Below are 21876 nucleotides of genomic sequence, written 5' to 3'. Positions count from 1 at the left end.
ATTAACTCTTTTTTACTAATAACCCGTTAAGCTGCTCTTCTAAACAGTTTACCAATAAGCCCCAAAATAAAGACGAAAATGGCTGTACCAATTATGGCGGGGACAATGGCAAAATCAGCGATGATCGGACCGAAGTCACCGAACAGCATCGAACCAATCCATGCACCGACAAATCCCGCGATCATTGAACCAAGAATTCCGCCCGGCATGTTATGGCCAACGAGAGCATCACCTATAAGTCCAATAATTATTGCCATCACGATAATAATGATGATCCCCCACATAACAATCGCCTCCTATGCTTCTTTAGTGCCTTGCTTACTTCGTATATAAACTATCGGCAGTGAGAATGAAACAAAGGATGCAGAAGCAGAGGATATGTACTGGATTCTATTGGGAAGCTTCTTGCAGCAGACGATACATACAGAAGGCCCATATGCCTCCGGACAAGAGGCCTGTCACAACGTCAGATGGATAATGCACCCCGAGATAAATACGGCTGTAACCGATTAATAGTACGAATAGGGTGCCAAGTATCGCGAGAAGAGGTCCGGTCCAGCCTCTTTCTTTCATTGCATGCACGAGCAGGATAACAATACCACCGTAGAATCCGGCAGCAATCATCGAATGACCGCTTGGAAAGCTGTATCCGTGTGCGGCCATCAGTTGTTCAAGCTCAGGTCGTTCTCTTCTAAGAATTATTTTGAGAACATAATTGATGCCCCACATACCAATGAAACTGACCGCTGCTATATATGCGTTTACATAAAGTTTGCGAAAGATCCAGTAATAACTCACAAATGCAAGCGCAACAATCATAGTGATATTAAAAGATCCAAACTCGGTAATTCCTTTGATGACAGGCAGCAAGGAATAGTACCAGCTGTCCGCTTGAGGAAAAAGATAATGTTGGATATTTTCATCGATAGCTTGAACATTGTCGATTCCAAGCAGCATAAATAATAGTACGATGATGAGAACAAGAGCGAGACTGCCGGCTAGTCCAATGGTTGTCCAATAAAAGATTTTTTTGCTGTGATTTGTCATTGATGTGTTGCTCCTGACTTTTGATTTGGATAGGTTAGAAAATGAGACAGATTGATAGATGGATACAGCCGCTATGGATAAAAAAACGTACGTCGTTTATTCTAGCTAGATAGCTCGGTGTTAGATTTAGTTAATTTTCTTTTAGTTTGATTCAATTTCATAACCCCCTGAGTTGCTAAAATTGGTTTTGCCTGTCCATTATCTCTGTCAAATTTGTTTCTTTGTACTATACTGTACTATGGTGTTCATCTTGGTACAACCAAGCGGCAAGCCGCCCTTGAGAAGGAGAGAAAAAGCATGTTAGATGCATTATTATTAACCGAATTTCGTGGTGGTGTAATGGAAAGCGCACACCGCGGTCATATATCGATTGTGAATGAAAAAGGAGAAGTTGTATATTCCGCAGGTGATCCACATTTTAAGACCTTTACCCGCTCAGCGGCCAAACCACTGCAAGCCATACCCGGCATCAGAGCCGGCATACACGAGAAGTATGGATTCACCTCCGAGGAGATTGCCCTAATGGTCTCCTCGCATCGCTCAGAGGATTTCCATCAGCGTGTACTGATGCAAATGAAAAATAAGATCGGGATAGAAGAGACAGGTCTGGTATGTGCTCCGAGTTTTCCGCTTCATGAAGAGAGCAGAACGAAGTACATTAAAAATGAGGGGCGCAAACGAAGAATTCTTCATAACTGCTCGGGTAAACATATGGGCGTACTTGCCTATACGAAGCTGAAGGGAGCTGATCTCAGCACTTATGCCGATCCGCACCATCCTGTGCAGCAGGAGATCAAAGAAATTATTTCACAATTTACAGATGTATCTCAGGAAGATCTGTCTCTAGGAACAGATGGCTGCGGTTTTCCGGTCTATGCACTGCCTATCTCAGGGATGGCTAGAGCCTTTCTTAAGCTGGCATGTCCTGATTTGATTGCAGAAGAACCTACCCGGCAAGCTGCTCAGCTCATTACTGCAGCAATGAATACAGCACCGGAAATGGTTGGAGGAACGGGCAGAGTAGATACCGTTCTGCTTCAGGATTCGAATATCGTTGCCAAAGGCGGATTTCAAGGCGTGTTCTGTTTTGCCCTTCGTGAGGAGCGGCTAGGGATCAGCTTCAAGGTTCTTGATGGCTCCGAGGAGGAGTGGGGGCTTATTACCGCATCGATTCTTGAGCAAATCGGTTATCGTAATCATGCGACATTGAACGCGTTAAAGAAACAATTCCCACAGGACATTCGTAATGATGCCGGGGCCGTTGTAGGTGCTGCAGAGCCAGTCTTTCGTCTTCAACATTAGAATTCATTTAGATTAAGACTATACTCTAATAAAACAGCCCCTTCCTGCCATTTCGACAGGAAGGGGCTGTTCGTTATGCGCGGAGGCGGCCCAATTCGGATACGAGCGCCTCTACTTCGGAAATACTGAGATTGCTTTTGGAATTTACGATCTCGTAAATATCCAGAATATCGTCGTACTGAGCTACCGTGAAGGCAGATGACTGAAGTGCAGCGGCACTCGCCATTTTTAGTTTAGACTTGATTGCATCAATCATAAACTCGATGTTCTGCTGATTTTTTTGGGATAAATCCATGTTCCGTCCATTCCTTTCGACTTCAATAAAGTTTGTTCGTATTGTATCATGTAAGCATCAGGATAGAAAGATAAAGAGGAGGTTTCGATTACTCTTGTCCAAATTTACATCGATGACTTCCCGGACAACAGCCTCTGGTCACAAAAGAAGTGGTAAGGAGGCTCTTGTTTCATTCTTCAAACAGATTGGAGTTCAGCATTCTATAGATAAATTAACCTTCGTATGTATCGGAACAGATCGATCGACCGGTGATGCGCTGGGTCCGCTTACCGGCAGTTACTTAGCCGAACGCGGATTTAAGCACGTTGTGGGTACATTGCCAGAACCCTGCGATGCGACGACTTTGATGCAGAGGATCAGCAGAATTCCGGCGGACCATATTGTCATTGCGATTGATGCTTGTCTTGGTTCTTCAGTGGACATTGGCACTTACATTTGCCGGGAGCGTCCGCTGGTTCCTGCTGAATCCGTAAAGGGTGAGCTGCCCGCTATCGGTCATTACAGCATTGCCGGCGTTGTTAACGCGAATGGTCCCAAGCCGTATACGCTGCTTCAGATGACTTCTCTACATCTGGTGATGAATATGGCGCGTGAACTTGCTGAGGCAGCTCAAGAGGGATTTCGATTACAGACTGGTTCAGCAGGGTCCTAAATGCTTAATGTATGTAATACTGGATTTCTTGATCCATGCTAACAGAAAGAGGGCGAATGTAATGGAAAAAGTACAATTGGGAAATCATGTTATTGCTTATAGAGATCATGGAGAAGGACAACCTGTGGTACTTCTGCACGGTTACTGCGGAAGCTCTGACTACTTTGAAGAGGTATTGCCTCAATTAATGAAGCAATATAGATGCATCGTACCGGATCTCAGAGGTCATGGGGAATCGGGTACTCCTAACAACAGCTGCGGCATTAGCGAAATGGCAGATGATATCGTGGAGCTGCTCAATCACTTAGGTATTCAGCAGGCAAGCATCTTCGGACATTCACTAGGTGGATACATCACACTATCCATTGCAGACAGATATCCTGATGTGCTTGAGGCATTTGGCTTGATCCATTCAACCGCGTATCCAGACAGTGACGAGGCCAAAGAAAAGCGTCTCAGAGCAGTATCTACTATCCAAACGGAAGGTATTCAACCATTTATTGATTCCCTGGTTCCTAATTTGTTTGCAGCAGAGCACCAGACGACGATGGTGTCCAAGATCGATCGAGTCCGTGAGATCGGGTATCGGACTTCTCCTCAAGGAGCATCAAATACTGCAATTGCCATGAAAGATCGTCCTGACCTGAGGCATGTGCTGGATGAGGCGAGCGTTCCCGTGCTGTTAGTTGCGGGCGAACAGGATAACGTTGTGCCACCGGATAGAACCTTTACTTCAGACAGTCCAAGAGTAACACAGGCGTTAATTTCAGGAGCAGGGCATATGAGCATGGTTGAACAGCCAGATGAGTTCATTCGTGCGATTACAAACTTTATGAATAACAATGTAAAGTAGAGTTGTATCCATTGAATTCATTCCATAGAGCATTTGAAATGGATTCCTATTCATATATTATGACAGCAGGCTAAGGGTGTTTTGCCCCTAGCCTGCTTTTTAGTAGGTCATTTTGGCTTTTTCCTTATATTCCGGGTACAATTTAAATGGAGCGTTGGAACGCTCAGGACTCACGGCCAAAGGAGAAGAGATGCTGATGTTAAGAAGAGATTATCTCCTTCGTATGGTGGAGGAAATGACTGAAATGATCGGTAAAGTGTTCGAGCTGAAGCAGAAGAAAATGCACATTGACGCCTTATGGGAGCTGGATGAGTGGCTTAAACGTCAATTTAGGCTTAATTCTCAGCTGCTGAACTCTCTTCCGGTTGATGATATCATCGATTTGTTTCGGCTTGGTGACGGTGTGGAAGTGGACAAGGTCCAGCAAGTGGCACGAATCATGGAAGAGGAAGGCCGAGTGTACATGGATCAAGGCTTGACCGATCAAGCGCTTGTCCGCTGGATGAAAGCTCAGCATTTATATTTATACAGCTTGCTTCATGGGGCGAACAGAGAGATCTTAAATGCACCTGAGCGTGTTGCGGCATTGCAGGAGGAGCTTAAAGGGTATGAGCTGCCTGAGAAGACGGAAAGACTAAAGGCGATGTATCACGAGGAAGCCGGACGATATGATGAGGCGGAGAACAGTTGGTATCGCTTGAGCAGACAGGATGAGTATGTGCAGGAGGCCGCTGAGTTTTACAAGCGTCTGCTGCTGCATGAGGATACGCAGCTAGAGCAGGGCGGGCTGCCTCGTACGGAAGTGGAGGAAGGACTTCGTGAATTGCAGAAGTAAACCAAGATTAGCTGGACAATGTGTTCTGATATGGTATTGTTACTCAAAGAACAACGTTAATCATAGAAAGTGAGATGTACCTTTTGGATTCATTACGAAAATTAATTGAAGATATTTTTGAAGAGCAGGGATTGATTACGGCCACACTGAGTCAGCTTCGCAAAAAAGAAGGACAGACTTTTACTAAAGTGCAGGTTAAGCCGGTTCTGCTTAAAAACCAACTTCATTACCAATTTGCATACCATCAGAACAACAAAGTAACTCACGATAATTTGGTCCCGGAGGAAGCTTCTGACCGGATGAAGCAATTATTTGAAGAGACTTTTCGGCAAGGCATAATCTGTACTCCCGAAGCAGACTATCAGATCTTGATCAGCAAGAAGTACAAAGTGTCGATTTTGACCAAAACTCCCTCCAAGCAGGAAGCGGATTTGTCTCACAATCGGAAGAAACGTTATGTGCTTGAGGATGGCAAGCCGATCCCCTTCCTGATTGAGCTCGGAATTATGAGTGATGAGGGCAAGGTGCATGCCCGTAAATATGACAAGTTCAAGCAGATCAATCGCTTCCTTGAAATGGTGGAGGATGTGCTTCCGAATTTGCCGCAGGGACGGCCGATTACGATTGTTGATTTTGGCTGTGGCAAATCGTATCTTACCTTTGCTTTGTACCATTACTTGGCTGTGCAGCAGCGCAGGAAGATTCAGGTCGTCGGTCTGGATTTAAAGGCGGACGTCATTGAGCATTGCAGTCAAATAGGCAAGAATCTCGGCTACAACGGACTGAAATTCCTGGTAGGAGACATCGCAGAATATAATGAGCTGGAGCAGGTGGATATGGTCGTTACACTGCATGCCTGTGATACCGCAACAGATGCTGCCCTTGAGAAGGCGGTACGCTGGGGTGCGTCGGTGATATTATCTGTTCCTTGCTGTCAGCATGAGCTGTTTGCTCAGATGGAGGCTAATGTCATGAATCCTTTATTATCGCACGGGATTCTCAAGGAACGGTTTGCTGCCCTTGCTACGGATGCCATTCGTGCCAAACTGCTTGATATCATGGGCTACCGCACACAGCTGCTGGAATTCATCGATATGGAGCATACACCCAAGAATATTCTGATTCGTGCAGTAAGGGGACATGCCGGAGATACACAGCAATTGTGGGATGAGTATACAGCTTATCGTGATTTCTTACATGTAAATCCTTATTTGGAGAGAGTGTGCGCAGATCTATTACCGGAAGGAGCGGCGAAATAAGTCGCTGTCTTACCATCTTCCATTTATATCTATAGGTTCAAGAGTCCAGCCCAAAAAGGGTTGGGCTTTTTTGGGTTAGGCAATAGTAATAGGAGGACACTTCAATGTATTTTTAGTAAGAAAGGGAGTCTCTTCAAATGCAGCATGCCGATCAAAAACGAACGAGCAAGGTGGGTAATGGGTTAGCCATTTACGGCATAGTGTTAATTGGGCTGCTGGTTACAGCAACAATGGTCTATGCTTGTCTGAATCAGGGATTGTTCTTCCCTTCAACATGGCATTGGATCAGTGTCTTGTTCCCGTCTGTGCTGCTTGTATTGTGGCTGATGACTGTCACTCCTGCTTCAAATACAGCAACAAAAATGTACAACGATACACCGATTATTCTATTTCCGTTGTTCATCGGTTTTATATATGCCTGGCATCTGCTCTTTGGGGATCCACAAAGTATCAATGGAACAAGAGACAGCCTCGTGCAATTTTTTTTCGTAAGTGTATTCGCTGCGGGCTGCTGTATCCTTGGACAGTCTGTAATAGGGAAAAAGTGGCTCGGTGCAGGCTTTCAGCTGATGGGCTGGCTGATGACATTAAGCGGATTACTGGCCGTATGCGGCCTGCTTGTCCTTCCTAATGCGGTGATGAGGACAGATGATCCTCTGCTGAGTGCCTATGGTGCCAGACTTGCGGGCTTGGTCGAGTACCCTAATGCGTATGGTGTGCTGGTCGGGATGTTCTTATTGGAGCGGCTGGCTTCAGCCGCTTCTGCAAGCTCAAGCTTCCCAGCAGGAGAGCTGAGGAAATTGGCAGGAACTCTCCTTGGCCTGTTCCCAGCCGCAACTGCGCTTCTCATCAGCGAGTCGCGCGGGGCATGGCTCGCGCTGCTGCTCAGCGCACTCGCGCTGCTCCTGCTTCAGCGGCAAGGAGGGCGCCTGCCGCTGCTCTGTGTGAGTGCAGCGCCGCTCTTATGCGCCGCGCTCGCACATCACGCCCTTGCCGGCGCTGCACTCGCGCCGGCTCCACTCCCCGGCCTTATGCTGCTGGCCGGGGGCGAGATTGCAGCGCTCGGAGGTGCGCTGCTGCTCCATACACTGCTGGCACGCGGGCACAGGGTGGCTGCCGCGTGCCTTGCCCTTGCTGCACTGACGGGTGCAGCGGGGCTTGTGTACCATACGGTCATCAGCAGAATTACCTCCGGCGCAACTTGGTTTGCGAGGGAGGCGATGTGGCGTGATGCCGCTCAATATGGTCTGCGCTCCCCTTGGCTTGGACATGGCGGGGACGCATGGAAGCATGCGGTTTATACGGTCCAATCCACACCGTATATCGGCACCGAAGTGCACAGCGGGTATCTGGATCTATTCCTCGATACCGGTGTCATAGGGCTTATGCTCATGCTGCTCCTGTTCGCTTACATCCTGCACTTGCTGTTACGACATAGTCGGGACAGCATTCCCGTGTGCCTGATTGTAATGCTTCATGGGGCAATCGATTTCGACTTTAGCTATCCTTTATTTTGGATGCTGCTTGTGTTAATTGCAGCATGGAAGCTGCCGGTGAGGAGCTTGTAGACAATATCCAAGCGTCGCGAATCTTTTTTTGCCGGGCACGTAACTCGTTTAATTTACTTTCATTCACACTTCTAACCGCCATATGCGTCTCGGAATGCGCTGGACAGCTTGGCATCAGGCACGTTCCATAGCTCGGAGAGCTCAGGAAGCACCTCTTTGTCCCACCACTCGCACTGGGCTTTGCGGTCATTCTGATGCTCCGTAATCCAGAGCAGGTTGGCGATGACCTTGCGATAATATAGTTCCTCTCCCTGCGACACCAAATCCGGGGCAATATACAGCTTCATCCGTTTTACAGTTCGGTATAGCTCCTTGCTGCAAGCACGTCTTATCTTTCTTGCAGAAGGAAGCTTGGGTGCCGGTCCCTTGGAGAACGGGGCTGTCTGCTTGCCATAGCGGGAATGCTCTTTCATGCTGATCGACCTCCTCTATAGGTACCATATGCGAAATGAGGAAGGGCGGATACACTTTAGACTGTTCAATATAGGCGTAAATACGGCAGTCCGGGAGACTTTCCCATAGCCAAAAAATCAGCTATGATGGAAGATAGATGCTCCAATAAGAAACTACGCTGTAATGCGCGGGATAACAGCTGAGCCTGTTTTTCCTATCATTCCCTTGTTCACTTGTTTGGGCAGACGGTGTTTGTTACAAGCCGAATTAGTTTATATGTAATCAATAATTCAAATCATGCTAATACGGGAAAGGAAGTGCTTCTCATGGCTCCTAATTTATCACACAAATTTGGTAAAGGTTTATCTCCTCAAGAATTTGTAGAGGGTATGACACAGAATAAAGAAGCTTTTCTAGATTGGTATAATCGCTTTGAATGGACGAACGAAGACGACAAATCCTTCTTTGACAGCTTGAAATACCGTGATGACCTGCGGGCACTCATCATCGCTGCAGATTGGTGCGGTGATGTCGTTCGAAACATTCCTGTTGTATTCCGGGCTCTGGAAGCGACTGATATGCCGGTGGACATGCTGATCATGGAGCATCATTTGGAGATTATGGATCAGTTCCTGACCATGGGCGGACGTTCGATTCCAGTCGTTATTTTTACAGACTCGGGCGGTGCTGTTCTTGGAACATGGGGGCCGCGTCCTAAGCAAGTTCAGGAAGCAATGGTTGCCTTCAAGGAGAATAATCCAGACCGTGAGGCTGCGGATTATCAGAATAATCTGGCAGAGACGCGTAAGGAGATTAAACGACGTTATGGGGAGGGAACGGAATATCAAGCAGTCATCATCAAGGAGCTGCATGAGTTGATTTCCGGTTTTTAAAATGCTGAATATACGAACTTTCAGTCTTGGACCCCTGCAAACCAATGCCTATTTGGTGCAGGGAGAAGACAGCGGCAAGGCCTTTATTATTGACCCCGGGATGAATCCGGCTCCTCTGATCCGCGCGATCGAAGATTTGGAGATCGAGGCAGTTGTATTGACACATGCACATTTTGACCATATCGGTGGTGTCGAGGAGATACGCAAGCTGAAAGGCTGCCCGGTATATGTGCATACAGCTGAGGCCGAATGGCTTACGTCAGCGAAGTGGAACGGCTCATTGCGCTGGCCGGAGCTTGGCGAAGCGATTACGGCGAGCCCAGCGGAATATGATCTTGCAGCGGGTCAGAAGCTGGACCTTGTAGGACATACCTTTCACGTGTATCATACACCTGGACATTCACCAGGAAGCGTGAGTCTGTTATGCGGCAAGGAGCTGTTTGCTGGCGATGTCTTGTTCCGTGCGGGCGTAGGGAGAACCGATCTGCCAGGCGGAAGCGAGCGGGACCTGATCCACTCCATCCAAAATACGCTTTATGTATTGGAAGAAGATGTTAAGGTGTATCCAGGCCACGGTCCAAGAACGACGATTGGTTTTGAGAAGCAAAATAATCCTTATGTTCGCCCTGGACGTTAATTGGGGACATCATGTCGATAAATGATTCGAAATATATAGACAAATTTTTTAATATTGGTTACAATTATTTTTATTGAAACACCCACTAACTTTGCAAAGCACGTAGACTGCGGACGAGTCCCGGTTTGCGTTCTTTTTATTTTGTATGCAATATCAGCCGATTCTTTCCATAGACAGTATTCTTTATTTTTAGTAGACTAGACAGACAATAACAATCAGGAGGTAGACGATGCTACAATTAGGGGAGAAAATTATCATCGTCGCGGACGCCTTTGAGCAGAATCTTCCTGTAGGGGACTATGGTTATGTGATCGCATATGACCGGAACCCGGATAACGCTTTTGACTATGTGATTCGTGTACCTCAGGTAAACCGCAATTATTTCGTACCAACCGGCGACGTCGAGCCGGAAGCTTTGATCTTGAGGCAGGAGGCGGAGCGAGTAGAGCGGGAAGCTCTGATTGACTACGCTCTGGCGACACATAACGAAAGACTGTTTCGTCAGCTTATGAATGACGACAAAGTGGAACTCGTGGAAGAGGAAGAGGCCGCAAGCGAACCGATGTCAACAGCGGATTTTATAAAACAAGTCAATCTTCGTGCGTGGATTTAAATGTTAAGAGTCGGCATTTGCCGACTCTTTTTTGTATTCTTGGATTTGATACGCGTATTGGGTATAATCGGGTAACACTTGTATTTTCATTTGATTCACCGCATGGACGTGTTAAAATGGACACAATATGAATAGCATAGGTATTTTTAGAAGGAGGATTCGTAGGCATGAGTATTACGAAGCAAGATGTGCAGCACGTGGCCAAGCTAGCCCGTCTTAATCTCAGCGAGGCAGAAGAAGCGCAGATGACGGAGCAGTTGAATGCCATTTTACAATATGCAGAGAAGCTGAACGAGCTTGATACAGAAGGTGTAGAGCCAACTACGCACGTGCTTCATGTATCAAATGTGATGCGTGAAGATGAGGTTCGGGAGAGCCTGCCGATTGAAAAAGTAATGCTGAACGCGCCTGATGAAGAAGATGGTCAGATCAGAGTGCCGGCTGTACTTGAATAAGCTATTTTTTGGGGAGGTTACTAATCTTGAGTTTGCTTAAACTTACACTACCTGAGATACATAATAAGCTGCATGCCAAAGAGATCTCGGTTTCCGAGCTGACTGCAGCATCTTATGCAAGAATAGGACAAGTTGAGGAGCAGGTACGTGCGTATCTCACCCTCGATGAGGAAGGGGCAATGGAGGCCGCAAGAAGGCTGGATGACAAGCTTGTATCAGGCGAAGCCCGCGGACTCCTATTTGGCCTGCCTGCAGGAATCAAGGACAATATTTCAACAGAAGGACTACGTACTACCTGCGCAAGCCAGTTCTTGTCAGGTTTTACTCCCGTCTATGATGCGACTGTAGTTAAGAAGCTGAAGGCGGCGGATATCGTAACACTTGGCAAGCTGAACATGGACGAGTTTGCTATGGGCGGCTCGAACGAGAATTCAAGCTTCTATCCGGTGCGAAATCCTTGGGATCTGGATCGGGTGCCTGGGGGCTCCAGCGGGGGTTCAGCTGCGGCAGTGGCAGCAGGAGAAGCTTATTTCACACTCGGCTCCGACACGGGCGGTTCGATTCGCCAGCCTGCATCTTACTGCGGTGTAGTTGGTCTGAAACCGACTTATGGACGTGTTTCCCGTTTCGGATTAGTTGCATTTGCTTCTTCTCTCGACCAGATCGGTCCTGTTACAAAGAATGTAGAGGATTCTGCTTATGTGCTTCAGGCGATTTCCGGGTACGATTCCATGGATTCGACGTCAGCCAATGTCGAGGTTCCGGACTTTCTTAGCAGCCTGACAGGCGATGTGAAAGGTCTGCGTATCGGAGTTCCTAAGGAATATATCGGAGAAGGCGTTGATCCATCTGTCAAAGAAACGGTGATGTCTGCACTTCACGTACTGGAAGGGCTTGGAGCAACCTGGGAAGAGGTATCCCTTCCGCATACAGAGTACGCTGTAGCCAGTTATTATTTGCTGGCTTCCTCCGAGGCATCCTCTAATCTTGCCAGATTTGACGGTGTTCGTTATGGCGTACGTGCAGAGAATCCTGACAATCTTCTTGATATGTACCATAAATCCCGCAGTGAAGGCTTCGGCAGTGAAGTGAAGCGTAGGATCATGCTGGGAACTTATGCGCTCAGCTCAGGCTACTATGATGCCTATTACTTGAAGGCTCAGAAAGTCCGCACGCTGATCAAGAATGATTTTGACGAAGTGTTTAAGAACTATGATGTTATTATTGGACCTACTGCGCCTACGACAGCATTCAAGCTAGGCTCTCAGGTAGACAATCCGCTGACGATGTATCTGAACGATATCCTTACGATTCCTGTCAGCCTTGCAGGTGTGCCTGCGATCAGCGTTCCTTGCGGTTTTGCTAATGGTATGCCTGTCGGAATGCAAATTATCGGCAAGGCTTTTGATGAAGCGACCGTTCTCCGTGTTGCCCATGCGTTTGAGCAGCATACGGAATATCACAAACAGCAGCCACAGCTATAAGGCCTAAAGGAAAGAGAGGGAAAATGAATCATGTCAACATCCAAGTACGAGACAGTCATCGGGCTTGAAGTCCATGTTGAGCTGCATACGAAATCCAAAATTTTCTGCGGCTGCTCCACTGAGTTTGGTGCACCGCCGAATACACATACATGTCCGATCTGTCTGGGGCATCCCGGGGTTCTTCCGGTGCTGAACCGTCAGGCAGTCGAATACGCGATGAAAGCAGCCATGGCTCTTAACTGTACAATCGCGGATATTAGCAAATTTGATCGCAAGAATTATTTTTATCCTGATTCGCCCAAAGCCTATCAGATCTCTCAATATGATCAGCCTGTTGGAGAGAATGGCTGGATTGATATTGAAGTGAACGGAGAAACCAAGCGTATCGGAATAACACGTCTCCATCTGGAGGAGGATGCAGGTAAGCTAACTCATATGGATGGCGGTTATGCAACACTTGCTGACTATAATAGAGTAGGTACTCCACTGGTTGAAATTGTATCGGAACCGGATATTTCTTCACCAGAAGAAGCACGTGCTTACTTGGAGAAGATCCGTTCCATCATGCAATACTGTGAAGTATCCGATGTGAAGATGGAAGAAGGATCTCTTCGCTGCGATGCCAATATCAGCTTGCGCCCTTACGGACAGCAAGAGTTCGGTACCAAAGCCGAGCTGAAGAATATGAACTCCTTCCGCGGAGTACAGCGCGGCCTTGAATATGAGGAATATCGCCAGGCCGAGCTGCTGAATGACGGAGAAGAGGTTGTTCAGGAGACTCGCCGCTGGGACGAGGCGCAGGGCAAGACACTGTCCATGCGCAGCAAGGAAGAAGCTCATGATTATCGCTACTTCCCAGACCCTGATCTGGTAACACTTCATATTGATCAGGAATGGAAAGATCGGGTGAAGGCGACCATTCCAGAGCTTCCGGATGAGCGAAAAGCACGTTACACTGCAGAATACAGCCTGCCTTCCTATGACGCCGATGTTATCACGGCCTCCAAAGCGGTGGCTGATCTATTTGAAGAGAGTCTTAAGCACACTTCGGATGCCAAAGCCGTGTCAAACTGGATTATGGGAGATCTCCTTGGCTATTTGAACAGTGAGAATCTGGAGCTTTCAGAGGTTCCAATCACAGGAGAAGGTCTTGGTGAGATGATCGGATTGATTGAGAAAGGCACGATCAGCTCGAAGATCGCGAAGACCGTATTCAAGGAAATGCTTGTGAGCGGCAAGAAGCCGCAGCAGATCGTTGAGGAGAAAGGTCTTGTCCAAATCAGTGATGAGGGAGCGATTCTTGGTATTGTTGAGCAAGTCGTTGCTGCGAACCCGCAATCGGTAGAAGACTACAAAGCAGGTAAGCAAAAAGCAATCGGCTTCCTTGTCGGTCAGGTGATGAAGGAAAGTAAAGGCAAGGCGAACCCGGGCATGGTGAACAAGCTGCTTGCTGATGTCTTGAACCGGTAATATCCTTTACTAACCGTCATAAAATAGATGAATAGGGAAGCTCGTCCATTGCGGCGGGCTTCTTTTTGAATTGGGGGCTTGAGGAAATGATAATGAATATTTCTTTGCAAGACAGGGACCTGATGCTGGAGGTTTGGAGACTGCAGCAGATGGCGTATCGATTGGAGGCAGAGTTGATCGGCTTTCATGACATTCCACCGCTTCTTGATACGATTGACAGTCTTCAGGAATGCGGAGAGACGTTTTATGGGTATATAAATGAAAATATGGAGCTCATCGGGGCGATTGCTGTGGAACAGGAATGGGAAGGCAGCCTGACGATCTCAAGAATGATGGTTCACCCGAATCACTTTCGAAAGGGTGTTGCTGGCAAGCTCATTCAGCATGTCCTGGATCATCATTCTGAGGTCCGGAAGTTTATTGTTTCGACAGGCATGAAGAATACACCTGCTGTAATGCTGTATCAAAAGTACGGCTTCGAGCCTGTGCAAACCTGTGAGATTGCTCCAAATGTGGAATTAACGACGTTCCATTTGAATAGGATGTACGATCGTTCTTAATTCAAACATGAATGACGGGAAGGAGAGGAACAAATGAACGATCCTTGGTATATTAGTGAATGGAGCATACTTCTTAGACTGCTCCTTGCCATGCTTATGGGAGGGCTTATCGGGCTTGAACGGGAGCGCTCCAACCATGCAGCAGGCTTCAGAACTCATATTTTGGTATGTTTAGGTTCATCATTAATTATGATCTTATCGGTCTATGGCTTTGGTGATTTTGTAAATGAGGTTAATGTTCGTATGGACCCTGCGCGTTTGGCGGCAGCCGTTATTACCGGCGTGGGTTTCCTGGGAGCAGGAACGATCTTGTTCACAGGTAAATCGATCACAGGGCTTACAACTGCGGCTTCTATATGGGTAGTAGCAGCCATTGGTCTTGCTGTAGGGGCGGGCTTCTATTTTGCTGCAGTAATTTCAACACTGCTGGTACTTCTAAACTTGTGGGTATTTAACAAAGTCGAACGCCGTTACCTAAAGGCAAACAAACAGCACCTGATAACACTAAGTGGGGACTCTGCTCCAAATCTGATTGAAAAGATTTCCTCCTTTATGGAAGCAGAGAAGATTATTATACGGAAAATGACGGTGAGTGATCTGGAAGTGGGTCCTCCCGGCTACCGATCTGAATTGAATCTTCACGTTGAAGTATCCCTCCACGTTCTTGTCCCTACCAATTTTAGTACAGTAGATCTTGTTACCAAGCTGCAGAGCTGTCATCAGTTCAGGTCTATTTCAGTTGAATAAACAATTTTTTGGCACTTTACTTTTCGTTATTTGAGAAGTAAGGTGTTTTTTAGTTCAAAAATATATTCGGAATTTGGAAGTTTGTGCTGCAAACAATATAAGCTTTCCAGTTACTATAGAAGAAGAATAGGGTAGTATCAAAGAAAAGCAGATTATGCGAGTGTATTATTGGAGGTGAGCACCCTAAATGCAGATGAGTACGGATCCAAACCCGAAGCGTCCCAAAAGGCGGAGCCAACGTAACTGGCACAAATTCGTTGCAGGTCTATTATCTGCGTTGTTCCCTGGCCTGGGTCATATTTATTTGGGTTTGTACATTAAAGGCCTCACTTTTATCTTTTTGTTATTGCTGGATTTAACGGCCCTTTTCTACTTCTCATCGATTGGGATTCAGATCAATGTTCCGTTAATAATTCTATTGTCACTTGTCATACCTGTCATTTACTTCATCAATATTTATGATGTTCTGCAATTAGCAGATTGGGTGCTGATGAAGAAACGCCGTTCACAAGCAGCGGGGGAGACGAATGAGGACTCGTCTATATTGCGCCCAGGCATCGGTTTTATGGGATGGGAGAGAGGGATATCCTTCGGGATGCTGTTGATTTTTGGCGGTAGTTTGATGGTGCTATTTGTGCAGAAACCCCGCTGGCTTGAATTGTATTTGGCCCAGTTTGGGTTATATGCTGTTGGAGCTGCCCTTGTAATAGCGGGGTTATTATTATTAAATCGAGAACTGATATTATCCCTATCTTTTAAGAAACGTCGTATGAATAAGAGCGTAAGCTCATACTTGAAAATAAGGATTGGAAGATACACAGCATCGATCCTTCTCATGGTCGTTGGTATTCTGCTGATTATAGACAAGGTCTATCAGACTGAATATGTATTTAGTCTCATCAACTATTGGCCGTTTATTCTGGTGATTTGGGGAATCGAATTTATTATCGCCTTCCTGCTCAATCAAGTATTAATACCGAAAGCGAAAAGAATATCGCACTACAGATTCAGACCCGATTTTAAAGGCATATTATCCGCAAGTGTTTTAGTCTGCTGTATTTTTATTGTGACACAGCAGGATCATTACGCACATCTATGGAACCGAGTGAGCCTGAATCTTAGTGCCGCTTCGCTGGATTACAGTGAGGCAGCTGACAACCAAATCGAAAAAGAAACGATCTCAATTCCCGTTGAAATGGAAACAGGAGCCGTTGTCGTCGAAAACGTGAATGGTGATATTCGGATTAACCGAGGCGATGTAGAGTCTATCATCGTTAAGACGATTGCTTGGGTGGACCAAGTAGAGCCTGTCGAGGCTCAGGCCGTTGCAGATGCATCCAAGGTTAATGTCCAAGATGGAAAAACAATTCAAATTGCTACCGAGCCACAAGGATACGGGAGTGAATCTAAACGCCAGCCTAGAATGAATATGACCATAACGATCCCGGATGACCGGCGCTTTGATCTGCAAGTAATAACCTCTAATGGCTCTGTATATCTTGACCGGCCTGAGGCGATCAGCAGCATTCATGTGGAAAGCGGTAATGGAAAAATCTATATCCATAATGCGATTGGAGATGTCCATGCCAAGACCCTTAATGGAAATATATCGGTTGCTGACGTAATCGGAAGTGCTGTGCTGAGTACCAATCGCGGAGATCTTCGAGCAGAGGAAGTGACGGGCAGTGCAGATCTTACGACGCTTGTCGGACGAATACAGGCTTCAGATATAGTTGGGGATATTACAGGTAGTACACGTAACGGGAACATTACCGTAAATGAGCCAGTTGCCAAGCTAAGCATTGAGACACTGAATGGGGCCGTCCAGGTCCATTCGAAACAGATCGGCGGAGACTGGGACATTTACAGCGCTGTCGGCGATATATTGTTAGTGATTCCTGAGGCAGGGGATTATGAAGTGTCGGGGTCAAGTACTTATGGTAACCTTAACGTCGAACTTCCATACACGATTGAAAATAGGATGATTACAGGCGTCTCAGGTACAGGAGAGTATAAGGTTCATGTGGAAGGCAATAGTGATGTAACGATTCAGCGTTCAACAATTGAGGATGGGACCATGGGTGAAACGACGGATACGAATCGTACCAATCAAATGCTGCAATGACCACATGATTTTTTTAGGTAATACATTAGAGATTCCCTGATTTGTTGGCCTTACATGCGTTGACAACAATTAGAATTAAACTTTACAATATATTTGTGTGATGAAGGTTACTGTAATTGTTGTATTTTTATGAGATTATCTATGAGATTATCTATGTTCTTTTTAATTAGGGCGTGTCTTAAAACTCACATAAAGGCAGATTTCAATACCTTTTCATCCACTGCTAAGCCTGCTAAACGCTGAAAAGGCAGCTTGCTTAGAATAAAAATGGAATCAAATCTGTTGTCTTTTAGAGTTTTAAGATACATCCTAGGCGCATGAATAAATGTAAGGCGGTGGGCCATATGTCAACACGTGTCCAACATGCATTAGAACAATTGAAAACGACCGGTGTTCGTATAACGCCTCAGCGCCATGCGATACTGAATTATCTTATGGAATCCATGGGACATCCAACAGCTGATGAGATTTATCGAGCTCTCGAGCCTCAGTTTCCAAGCATGAGTGTGGCGACCGTATACAATAATCTGAAGATGTTTACAAATGCCGGTATGGTTCGGGAGCTGGCATATGGTGATAATGCGAGCAGATTTGATGCCAATGTCACAGACCATTATCATATTATTTGTGAAGCGTGCGGGACCATTCGGGATTTCAACTATCCTTCGCTTGCTGATGTGGAAGAACGAGCCGGGCTGGATACAGGCTTTCAGGTAAACGGATTACGGTTGGAATTGTACGGTGTATGCGAGAGTTGCAGGCCATCGTAAAAGGTGTATACAATAGCGTGAGAAATTCCTTTTATAGGAGTATCTCACGCTTTTTAAATTTTGGGTATCGGCGGCTATGGATTAGAAAGAAGCAATTGATATAGGATGGGGGAGCATCAATTGGCAAAAGGTTATCGCAAAAAGAGAAGGCGAAAGTCGAGTTTTACTAAGAGAATCGCAGCCATCGGTTTTATTGGAGTGGGTATATATTTGTTGATCGCGACATTTAATCCGCAAAATATATATGAAGACGCAGACTGGAGAGGTTTTGCGAAACCGATCTTTGTACAAGGAGAGCTGATGGATTATGAAGCTGTGGGCTCGGGTGAGAGCTTGCAGCTCCCGCTTCCTGTTTTACAGGAGGCCGTCGATCCGGCGATGCGATTTGAAGACGGAGATAATGCGATTATATTAACCTCTCCGGATAAAGTATTAAGGCTGCACGTTGGTCAAGAGGCAGCAGAGCTGAATACGAAGGAATATACGCTTCATACCGCACCTTTTGAAGAACAGGGAATACCTTATGTGCCGTTGCAGGCAGTAAAAGAAGTGTATGGCGTTACAGTTCATGAAGATATGGATACCGGTGCTGTGCTTCTAATGAACGCAGGCGAAGTCATTCAATACGGTTCTGCAAAGGGTAAAGATCCTGAGCAGAAAATTCCGCTCTATATAGAGCCGGATAACAGCTCCGCAATCATCGCGCAGATGAATCCAGGGGATCGGGTGAGGATTTGGTCTTTGAATGATGAGTGGAATTATGTCCAAATGGATAATGGTTACGCAGGATATACATCTACTGGCAAAATAAAGCCGACAGAAAAGGTGACTGTTCCTGTTCCAGAATCAATACCCACGGCAGCTGAACAGCGCTGGAAGGGAAAGACGATTAATCTGGCATGGGAAGCCGTATACAACAGAGCAGCTGATCCGGCCTATCTGCAGACAATGGAGGGCGTCAATGTGGTAAGTCCGACATGGTTTGATATTACAGATGGCAAAGGTTCGGTGGAGAGCAAAGCTGATCTTGAATACGTACACAGGGCCAAGTCACTAGGTATGGAAGTGTGGGGACTGCTCAGCAATAGCTTTGATCCGGATATTACTGCAGAAGCACTCTCTACTTATGATCGACGGACGGCTATTATTCAGAAGATGATGGATTATGCCGCTGCCTATGAGCTGGACGGTATTAATATAGATTTCGAGAATGTGTATACAGAGGATGGGCCAATGGTTACTCAGTTCATGAGAGAACTTCGTCCTTACGCCAAGCAGAATGACCTGGTGTTATCGATTGCAGTTACACCTAAGTCAAACAGTGAGATGTGGTCCTTATTTTTAGATCGCAGGGCACTAGGCGAAATTGCAGATTACATGATGGTCATGGCATATGATGAGCACTGGGCATCAAGTCCAACTGCTGGATCAGTAGCTTCCTTGCCATGGGTGACTGCGGCTATGAACAAGATCATGTTAGAAGATGAAGTGCCTGCGGACAAGCTGCTGCTTGGTATTCCATCCTATACCAGAGTATGGTCTATCAAGGAATCAGGAGTGGACAGCGGTATTACTTCCCAGGCAATTGGGATGGATTCAGCGCAGGATCTCATTGAGCAGCATAAACTGACCCCAACGTTCTCAGAGGATACAGGGCAGAATTATGTGGAATTCACAGAGGGGGAAGTACGGAATCAGATCTGGCTTGAGGATAAAATCTCTCTTCGAGCGAGAGTTGATCTTGCGATTGAGCTGAAGCTGGCTGGAATCGCCACTTGGAACAGAAGCTTTGCGAATGAAGGTGCATGGGCTGTGCTTAATCGGATTCATCAACGTTGAAGAACTCATAAATCATAATTATAAAAAAACAGGGACAGTTCATGTGAGAGCTGTCCCTGTTTTGATATTTTCTACCTGCTAACTATTTGGATATCGATTCAGACTCCTGCATATTCAGTTCTTCTATAGAGGTATTAGCCTGTGCAGGATCGTGCGTCAATATCGTTTTGCAGAACATACAGCGGTCCGTCTTGCCAAGCATCTTAGTTAGTTTGCTGCATTCAGGACATTCGATTTGAACCGCGCTGACAGACATCATTCCAGCCCAAAAATAGATGGCAAGGCTGCCCATCATTGCGATTAAGCCAATGACAAGTCCTATACCGGCAAACACCTTGCCTGCAGAGCCCCAGAATACGATTCCGGCAGTTCCGAGAACCATGAGCCCCATGCCCAGCATCGTAAGCAATAGTCCCCATGTACGAAAGGCTTCAATTTTAGCTGTTTTAAAAATCATAGTTATGCTCCTTATGCATGAGTATCGTCTTCTCAGTGAAGCAGGAAACCTATGTTCTTATGTAGAACTATATTATAGCTTAACTGGAATTAAATCACCATTTTTATTGTCTGGAGGGAGACCGTGGAACTTAAGAATTATTCTTTTTTATTTGAGGAATCGTCTAAACACGGAGCAGTTGGAGCGATTGTATATCCCCATTCAGGGGGACAATTCTATGGATCACTTATGCAGGATTTCGAAGTTCTTGTACTGATACTGCATGAAGAAGGCCCAACTGAGAAAAGATACAGGCATTCGGCAATTGGTGAATTGCGTTATCAGATTCTGTATATGGACTGGATACGCTTGACCCGGTGTTTGATCACCGGAGAGGATCGAAGCGTAATTGAAGCTTTTTTACATGGCGATATACTGTGGGACAAGGGTGGCAAGATCAAGGCCCACAGAGATCATATTCAACAATTCGGTTCAAAGCTCCGCAAGCAGAAAATATTTTATGAATTCTCTCAGTTTTTACATACTTACTTAGATGCAAAGAGATGGATCAAAGACGGCGAAGTGATTGATGCTTATCAGAGCGTCCTGGAATCGTTAAATCATTGGGCAAGGATTGTAGTACTGGAGAAAGGGGTCTCTCCCGAAAGAGCAGTCTGGACACAAATACGGGATATGGATCGCTCTGTATATAAGTTGTACGAAGAGCTTACCATGAGCAAAGAGACACTTGAACAGCGTGTAGAGCTTATACTATTGGCTTGTGAATTCTCAGTGTTGTCCAAGATGGAGAGCAGTTGTAGTCTTCTTTTGGATATTCTTCGCAGCAGCAATAAGCCGTGGAGCCTGCATGAGCTGATGAAGCATCCGGACCTTTGCTTTATGCAAGATGAGATCCCTTTGCTGCTCCGGAAGCTGGTATACCGTTCGATTATTAGAGAAACAGAGAGTCTTGTTCCGTTTGTGACCGATGGAGGTAGAGAGATTAAATATTGTGCGAAGTGAATAATAGCGCATTATATGAACACTGAAATCTATTGAATTCCATTGTTATCAGCACCGAGATAGAATAATAGCAAAAAAGATCGAATTTAATTGAAAAAAGTTAGCTAAATAGCTTGACTCCTATATTCAAATCGTGATAAATTATATCTCGCCCGTTAAAAAGGCGCTGAGTATTCTTGATTAAATTGATTGCATTGATATCCATTGCAAACAAGAGGTTGAAAACTTTTTTAAAAAAGTGCTTGACTAAAGAATGAGGAATATGATATATTATAAAAGTCGCCGCTGAAATTAAATGAAGCGATGATAACGAAGTTGATCTTTGAAAACTGAACAACGAGTGAGCAAAGAATTTTGATTCTTCGAAATTCTAAACGCGAGGTTATGGTACATGTCGTCAGACTGTATGATAACCGAGCAAAATAAAGAGAACATAATGTTCTTGTCAGTTTTTCTAAATGAGCATATCGCTCTTTTCAATATTCGTTAAGATTCATCCGCTCTTACGAGATGGACCGAATCTTAGCGGGTCGATGTTGCTGGACAACATCTTTATTGGAGAGTTTGATCCTGGCTCAGGACGAACGCTGGCGGCGTGCCTAATACATGCAAGTCGAGCG

General features: G+C 45.8%; 23 protein-coding genes and 1 rRNA gene. 19 read left to right on the top strand and 5 right to left on the bottom strand.

Going from position 1 to position 21876, the window contains the following annotated elements:
* Positions 1–26: 26 nt before the first annotated feature.
* A complete protein-coding gene (locus tag ACFQ3J_RS23060) occupies positions 27–284 on the bottom strand; it encodes a GlsB/YeaQ/YmgE family stress response membrane protein (RefSeq protein WP_091161305.1) in 258 nt (85 codons plus the stop codon).
* 106 nt (positions 285–390) lie between these two features.
* Positions 391–1047: a phosphatase PAP2 family protein gene (locus ACFQ3J_RS23055; protein ID WP_251584518.1), complete on the bottom strand. Its 657-nt coding sequence runs from the start codon at positions 1045–1047 to the stop codon at positions 391–393.
* Between the two features lie 297 nt (positions 1048–1344).
* Between ACFQ3J_RS23055 and ACFQ3J_RS23050 the strand changes: the two genes are divergently transcribed.
* On the top strand, positions 1345–2349 hold the full coding sequence (locus ACFQ3J_RS23050) for an asparaginase (protein ID WP_251584516.1): 1005 nt from the start codon (positions 1345–1347) through the stop codon (positions 2347–2349).
* 73 nt (positions 2350–2422) lie between these two features.
* Here the strand turns inward: ACFQ3J_RS23050 and ACFQ3J_RS23045 are convergent, their stop codons facing one another.
* A complete protein-coding gene (locus tag ACFQ3J_RS23045) occupies positions 2423–2644 on the bottom strand; it encodes a DUF1128 domain-containing protein (RefSeq protein ID WP_091161300.1) in 222 nt (73 codons plus the stop codon).
* Positions 2645–2738: 94 nt separating this feature from the next.
* Here ACFQ3J_RS23045 and yyaC point away from each other — a divergent pair, with 94 nt between their 5' ends.
* The 5 genes from yyaC to ACFQ3J_RS23020 all read left to right on the top strand — a co-directional run bounded on the left by yyaC (position 2739) and on the right by ACFQ3J_RS23020 (position 7811).
* Complete coding sequence (gene yyaC / locus ACFQ3J_RS23040) at positions 2739–3296, top strand: spore protease YyaC (RefSeq protein WP_379294104.1); 558 nt, start codon at positions 2739–2741, stop codon at positions 3294–3296.
* Between the two features lie 61 nt (positions 3297–3357).
* Positions 3358–4149: an alpha/beta fold hydrolase gene (locus tag ACFQ3J_RS23035; protein WP_251584514.1), complete on the top strand. Its 792-nt coding sequence runs from the start codon at positions 3358–3360 to the stop codon at positions 4147–4149.
* A 196-nt stretch (positions 4150–4345) separates the two neighbouring features.
* Positions 4346–4984, top strand: a complete 639-nt coding sequence (locus ACFQ3J_RS23030; RefSeq protein ID WP_091161296.1) for a DUF6483 family protein — start codon at positions 4346–4348, stop codon at positions 4982–4984.
* Positions 4985–5043: 59 nt separating this feature from the next.
* Positions 5044–6243, top strand: coding sequence for a class I SAM-dependent methyltransferase (locus tag ACFQ3J_RS23025; protein ID WP_251584617.1), 1200 nt, complete (start codon positions 5044–5046; stop codon positions 6241–6243).
* A gap of 137 nt (positions 6244–6380) precedes the next feature.
* The gene (locus tag ACFQ3J_RS23020) at positions 6381–7811 is read left to right on the top strand and encodes an O-antigen ligase family protein (protein WP_251584512.1); all 1431 of its coding nucleotides are present in this window, start codon (positions 6381–6383) and stop codon (positions 7809–7811) included.
* Positions 7812–7882: 71 nt separating this feature from the next.
* On the opposite strand, the gene ACFQ3J_RS23015 is transcribed toward ACFQ3J_RS23020, so the two are convergent.
* Positions 7883–8224, bottom strand: coding sequence for a hypothetical protein (locus ACFQ3J_RS23015; RefSeq protein WP_251584510.1), 342 nt, complete (start codon positions 8222–8224; stop codon positions 7883–7885).
* Positions 8225–8530: 306 nt separating this feature from the next.
* Between ACFQ3J_RS23015 and ACFQ3J_RS23010 the strand changes: the two genes are divergently transcribed.
* The 11 genes from ACFQ3J_RS23010 to ACFQ3J_RS22960 all read left to right on the top strand — a co-directional run bounded on the left by ACFQ3J_RS23010 (position 8531) and on the right by ACFQ3J_RS22960 (position 19797).
* Entirely contained in the window at positions 8531–9097 is a 567-nt protein-coding gene (locus ACFQ3J_RS23010; RefSeq protein WP_251584508.1) for a thioredoxin family protein, read from the top strand.
* A gap of 1 nt (position 9098) precedes the next feature.
* Positions 9099–9734 (top strand): MBL fold metallo-hydrolase, encoded by a 636-nt coding sequence (locus ACFQ3J_RS23005; protein WP_251584506.1) that lies wholly within the window; start codon positions 9099–9101, stop codon positions 9732–9734.
* Positions 9735–9963: 229 nt separating this feature from the next.
* Positions 9964–10347, top strand: a complete 384-nt coding sequence (locus tag ACFQ3J_RS23000; protein WP_091161287.1) for an ATPase — start codon at positions 9964–9966, stop codon at positions 10345–10347.
* Positions 10348–10514: 167 nt separating this feature from the next.
* Positions 10515–10802 (top strand): Asp-tRNA(Asn)/Glu-tRNA(Gln) amidotransferase subunit GatC, encoded by a 288-nt coding sequence (gene gatC, locus ACFQ3J_RS22995; RefSeq protein WP_047913759.1) that lies wholly within the window; start codon positions 10515–10517, stop codon positions 10800–10802.
* A gap of 26 nt (positions 10803–10828) precedes the next feature.
* Positions 10829–12286, top strand: a complete 1458-nt coding sequence (gene gatA, locus ACFQ3J_RS22990) for an Asp-tRNA(Asn)/Glu-tRNA(Gln) amidotransferase subunit GatA (protein ID WP_091161285.1) — start codon at positions 10829–10831, stop codon at positions 12284–12286.
* Positions 12287–12316: 30 nt separating this feature from the next.
* The gene (gatB, locus tag ACFQ3J_RS22985; RefSeq protein ID WP_251584504.1) at positions 12317–13756 is read left to right on the top strand and encodes an Asp-tRNA(Asn)/Glu-tRNA(Gln) amidotransferase subunit GatB; all 1440 of its coding nucleotides are present in this window, start codon (positions 12317–12319) and stop codon (positions 13754–13756) included.
* An 86-nt stretch (positions 13757–13842) separates the two neighbouring features.
* A complete protein-coding gene (locus ACFQ3J_RS22980) occupies positions 13843–14316 on the top strand; it encodes a GNAT family N-acetyltransferase (RefSeq protein ID WP_251584502.1) in 474 nt (157 codons plus the stop codon).
* Between the two features lie 33 nt (positions 14317–14349).
* Positions 14350–15063: an MgtC/SapB family protein gene (locus ACFQ3J_RS22975; protein WP_091161280.1), complete on the top strand. Its 714-nt coding sequence runs from the start codon at positions 14350–14352 to the stop codon at positions 15061–15063.
* Positions 15064–15250: 187 nt separating this feature from the next.
* Positions 15251–17188 (top strand): DUF4097 family beta strand repeat-containing protein, encoded by a 1938-nt coding sequence (locus tag ACFQ3J_RS22970; RefSeq protein WP_251584500.1) that lies wholly within the window; start codon positions 15251–15253, stop codon positions 17186–17188.
* Positions 17189–17532: 344 nt separating this feature from the next.
* Positions 17533–17958: a Fur family transcriptional regulator gene (locus tag ACFQ3J_RS22965; protein WP_047913764.1), complete on the top strand. Its 426-nt coding sequence runs from the start codon at positions 17533–17535 to the stop codon at positions 17956–17958.
* A 120-nt stretch (positions 17959–18078) separates the two neighbouring features.
* Positions 18079–19797: a glycosyl hydrolase family 18 protein gene (locus ACFQ3J_RS22960; RefSeq protein ID WP_251584498.1), complete on the top strand. Its 1719-nt coding sequence runs from the start codon at positions 18079–18081 to the stop codon at positions 19795–19797.
* Positions 19798–19879: 82 nt separating this feature from the next.
* Here the strand turns inward: ACFQ3J_RS22960 and ACFQ3J_RS22955 are convergent, their stop codons facing one another.
* A complete protein-coding gene (locus ACFQ3J_RS22955) occupies positions 19880–20254 on the bottom strand; it encodes a DUF2614 family zinc ribbon-containing protein (RefSeq protein ID WP_091161275.1) in 375 nt (124 codons plus the stop codon).
* Positions 20255–20377: 123 nt separating this feature from the next.
* Between ACFQ3J_RS22955 and ACFQ3J_RS22950 the strand changes: the two genes are divergently transcribed.
* Together ACFQ3J_RS22950 and ACFQ3J_RS22945 are read left to right on the top strand one after the other, a co-directional pair.
* Complete coding sequence (locus ACFQ3J_RS22950; protein ID WP_170862586.1) at positions 20378–21256, top strand: nucleotidyltransferase-like protein; 879 nt, start codon at positions 20378–20380, stop codon at positions 21254–21256.
* Between the two features lie 552 nt (positions 21257–21808).
* A 16S ribosomal RNA gene (locus ACFQ3J_RS22945) occupies positions 21809–21876 on the top strand; the annotation flags it as partial.

The organism is Paenibacillus provencensis, from assembly GCF_042678545.1.
Classification (GTDB): domain Bacteria; phylum Bacillota; class Bacilli; order Paenibacillales; family Paenibacillaceae; genus Paenibacillus; species Paenibacillus provencensis.
The sequence above is the reverse complement of the archived record's forward strand: the minus strand, read 5'-3'. Positions and strand labels throughout refer to the sequence as shown.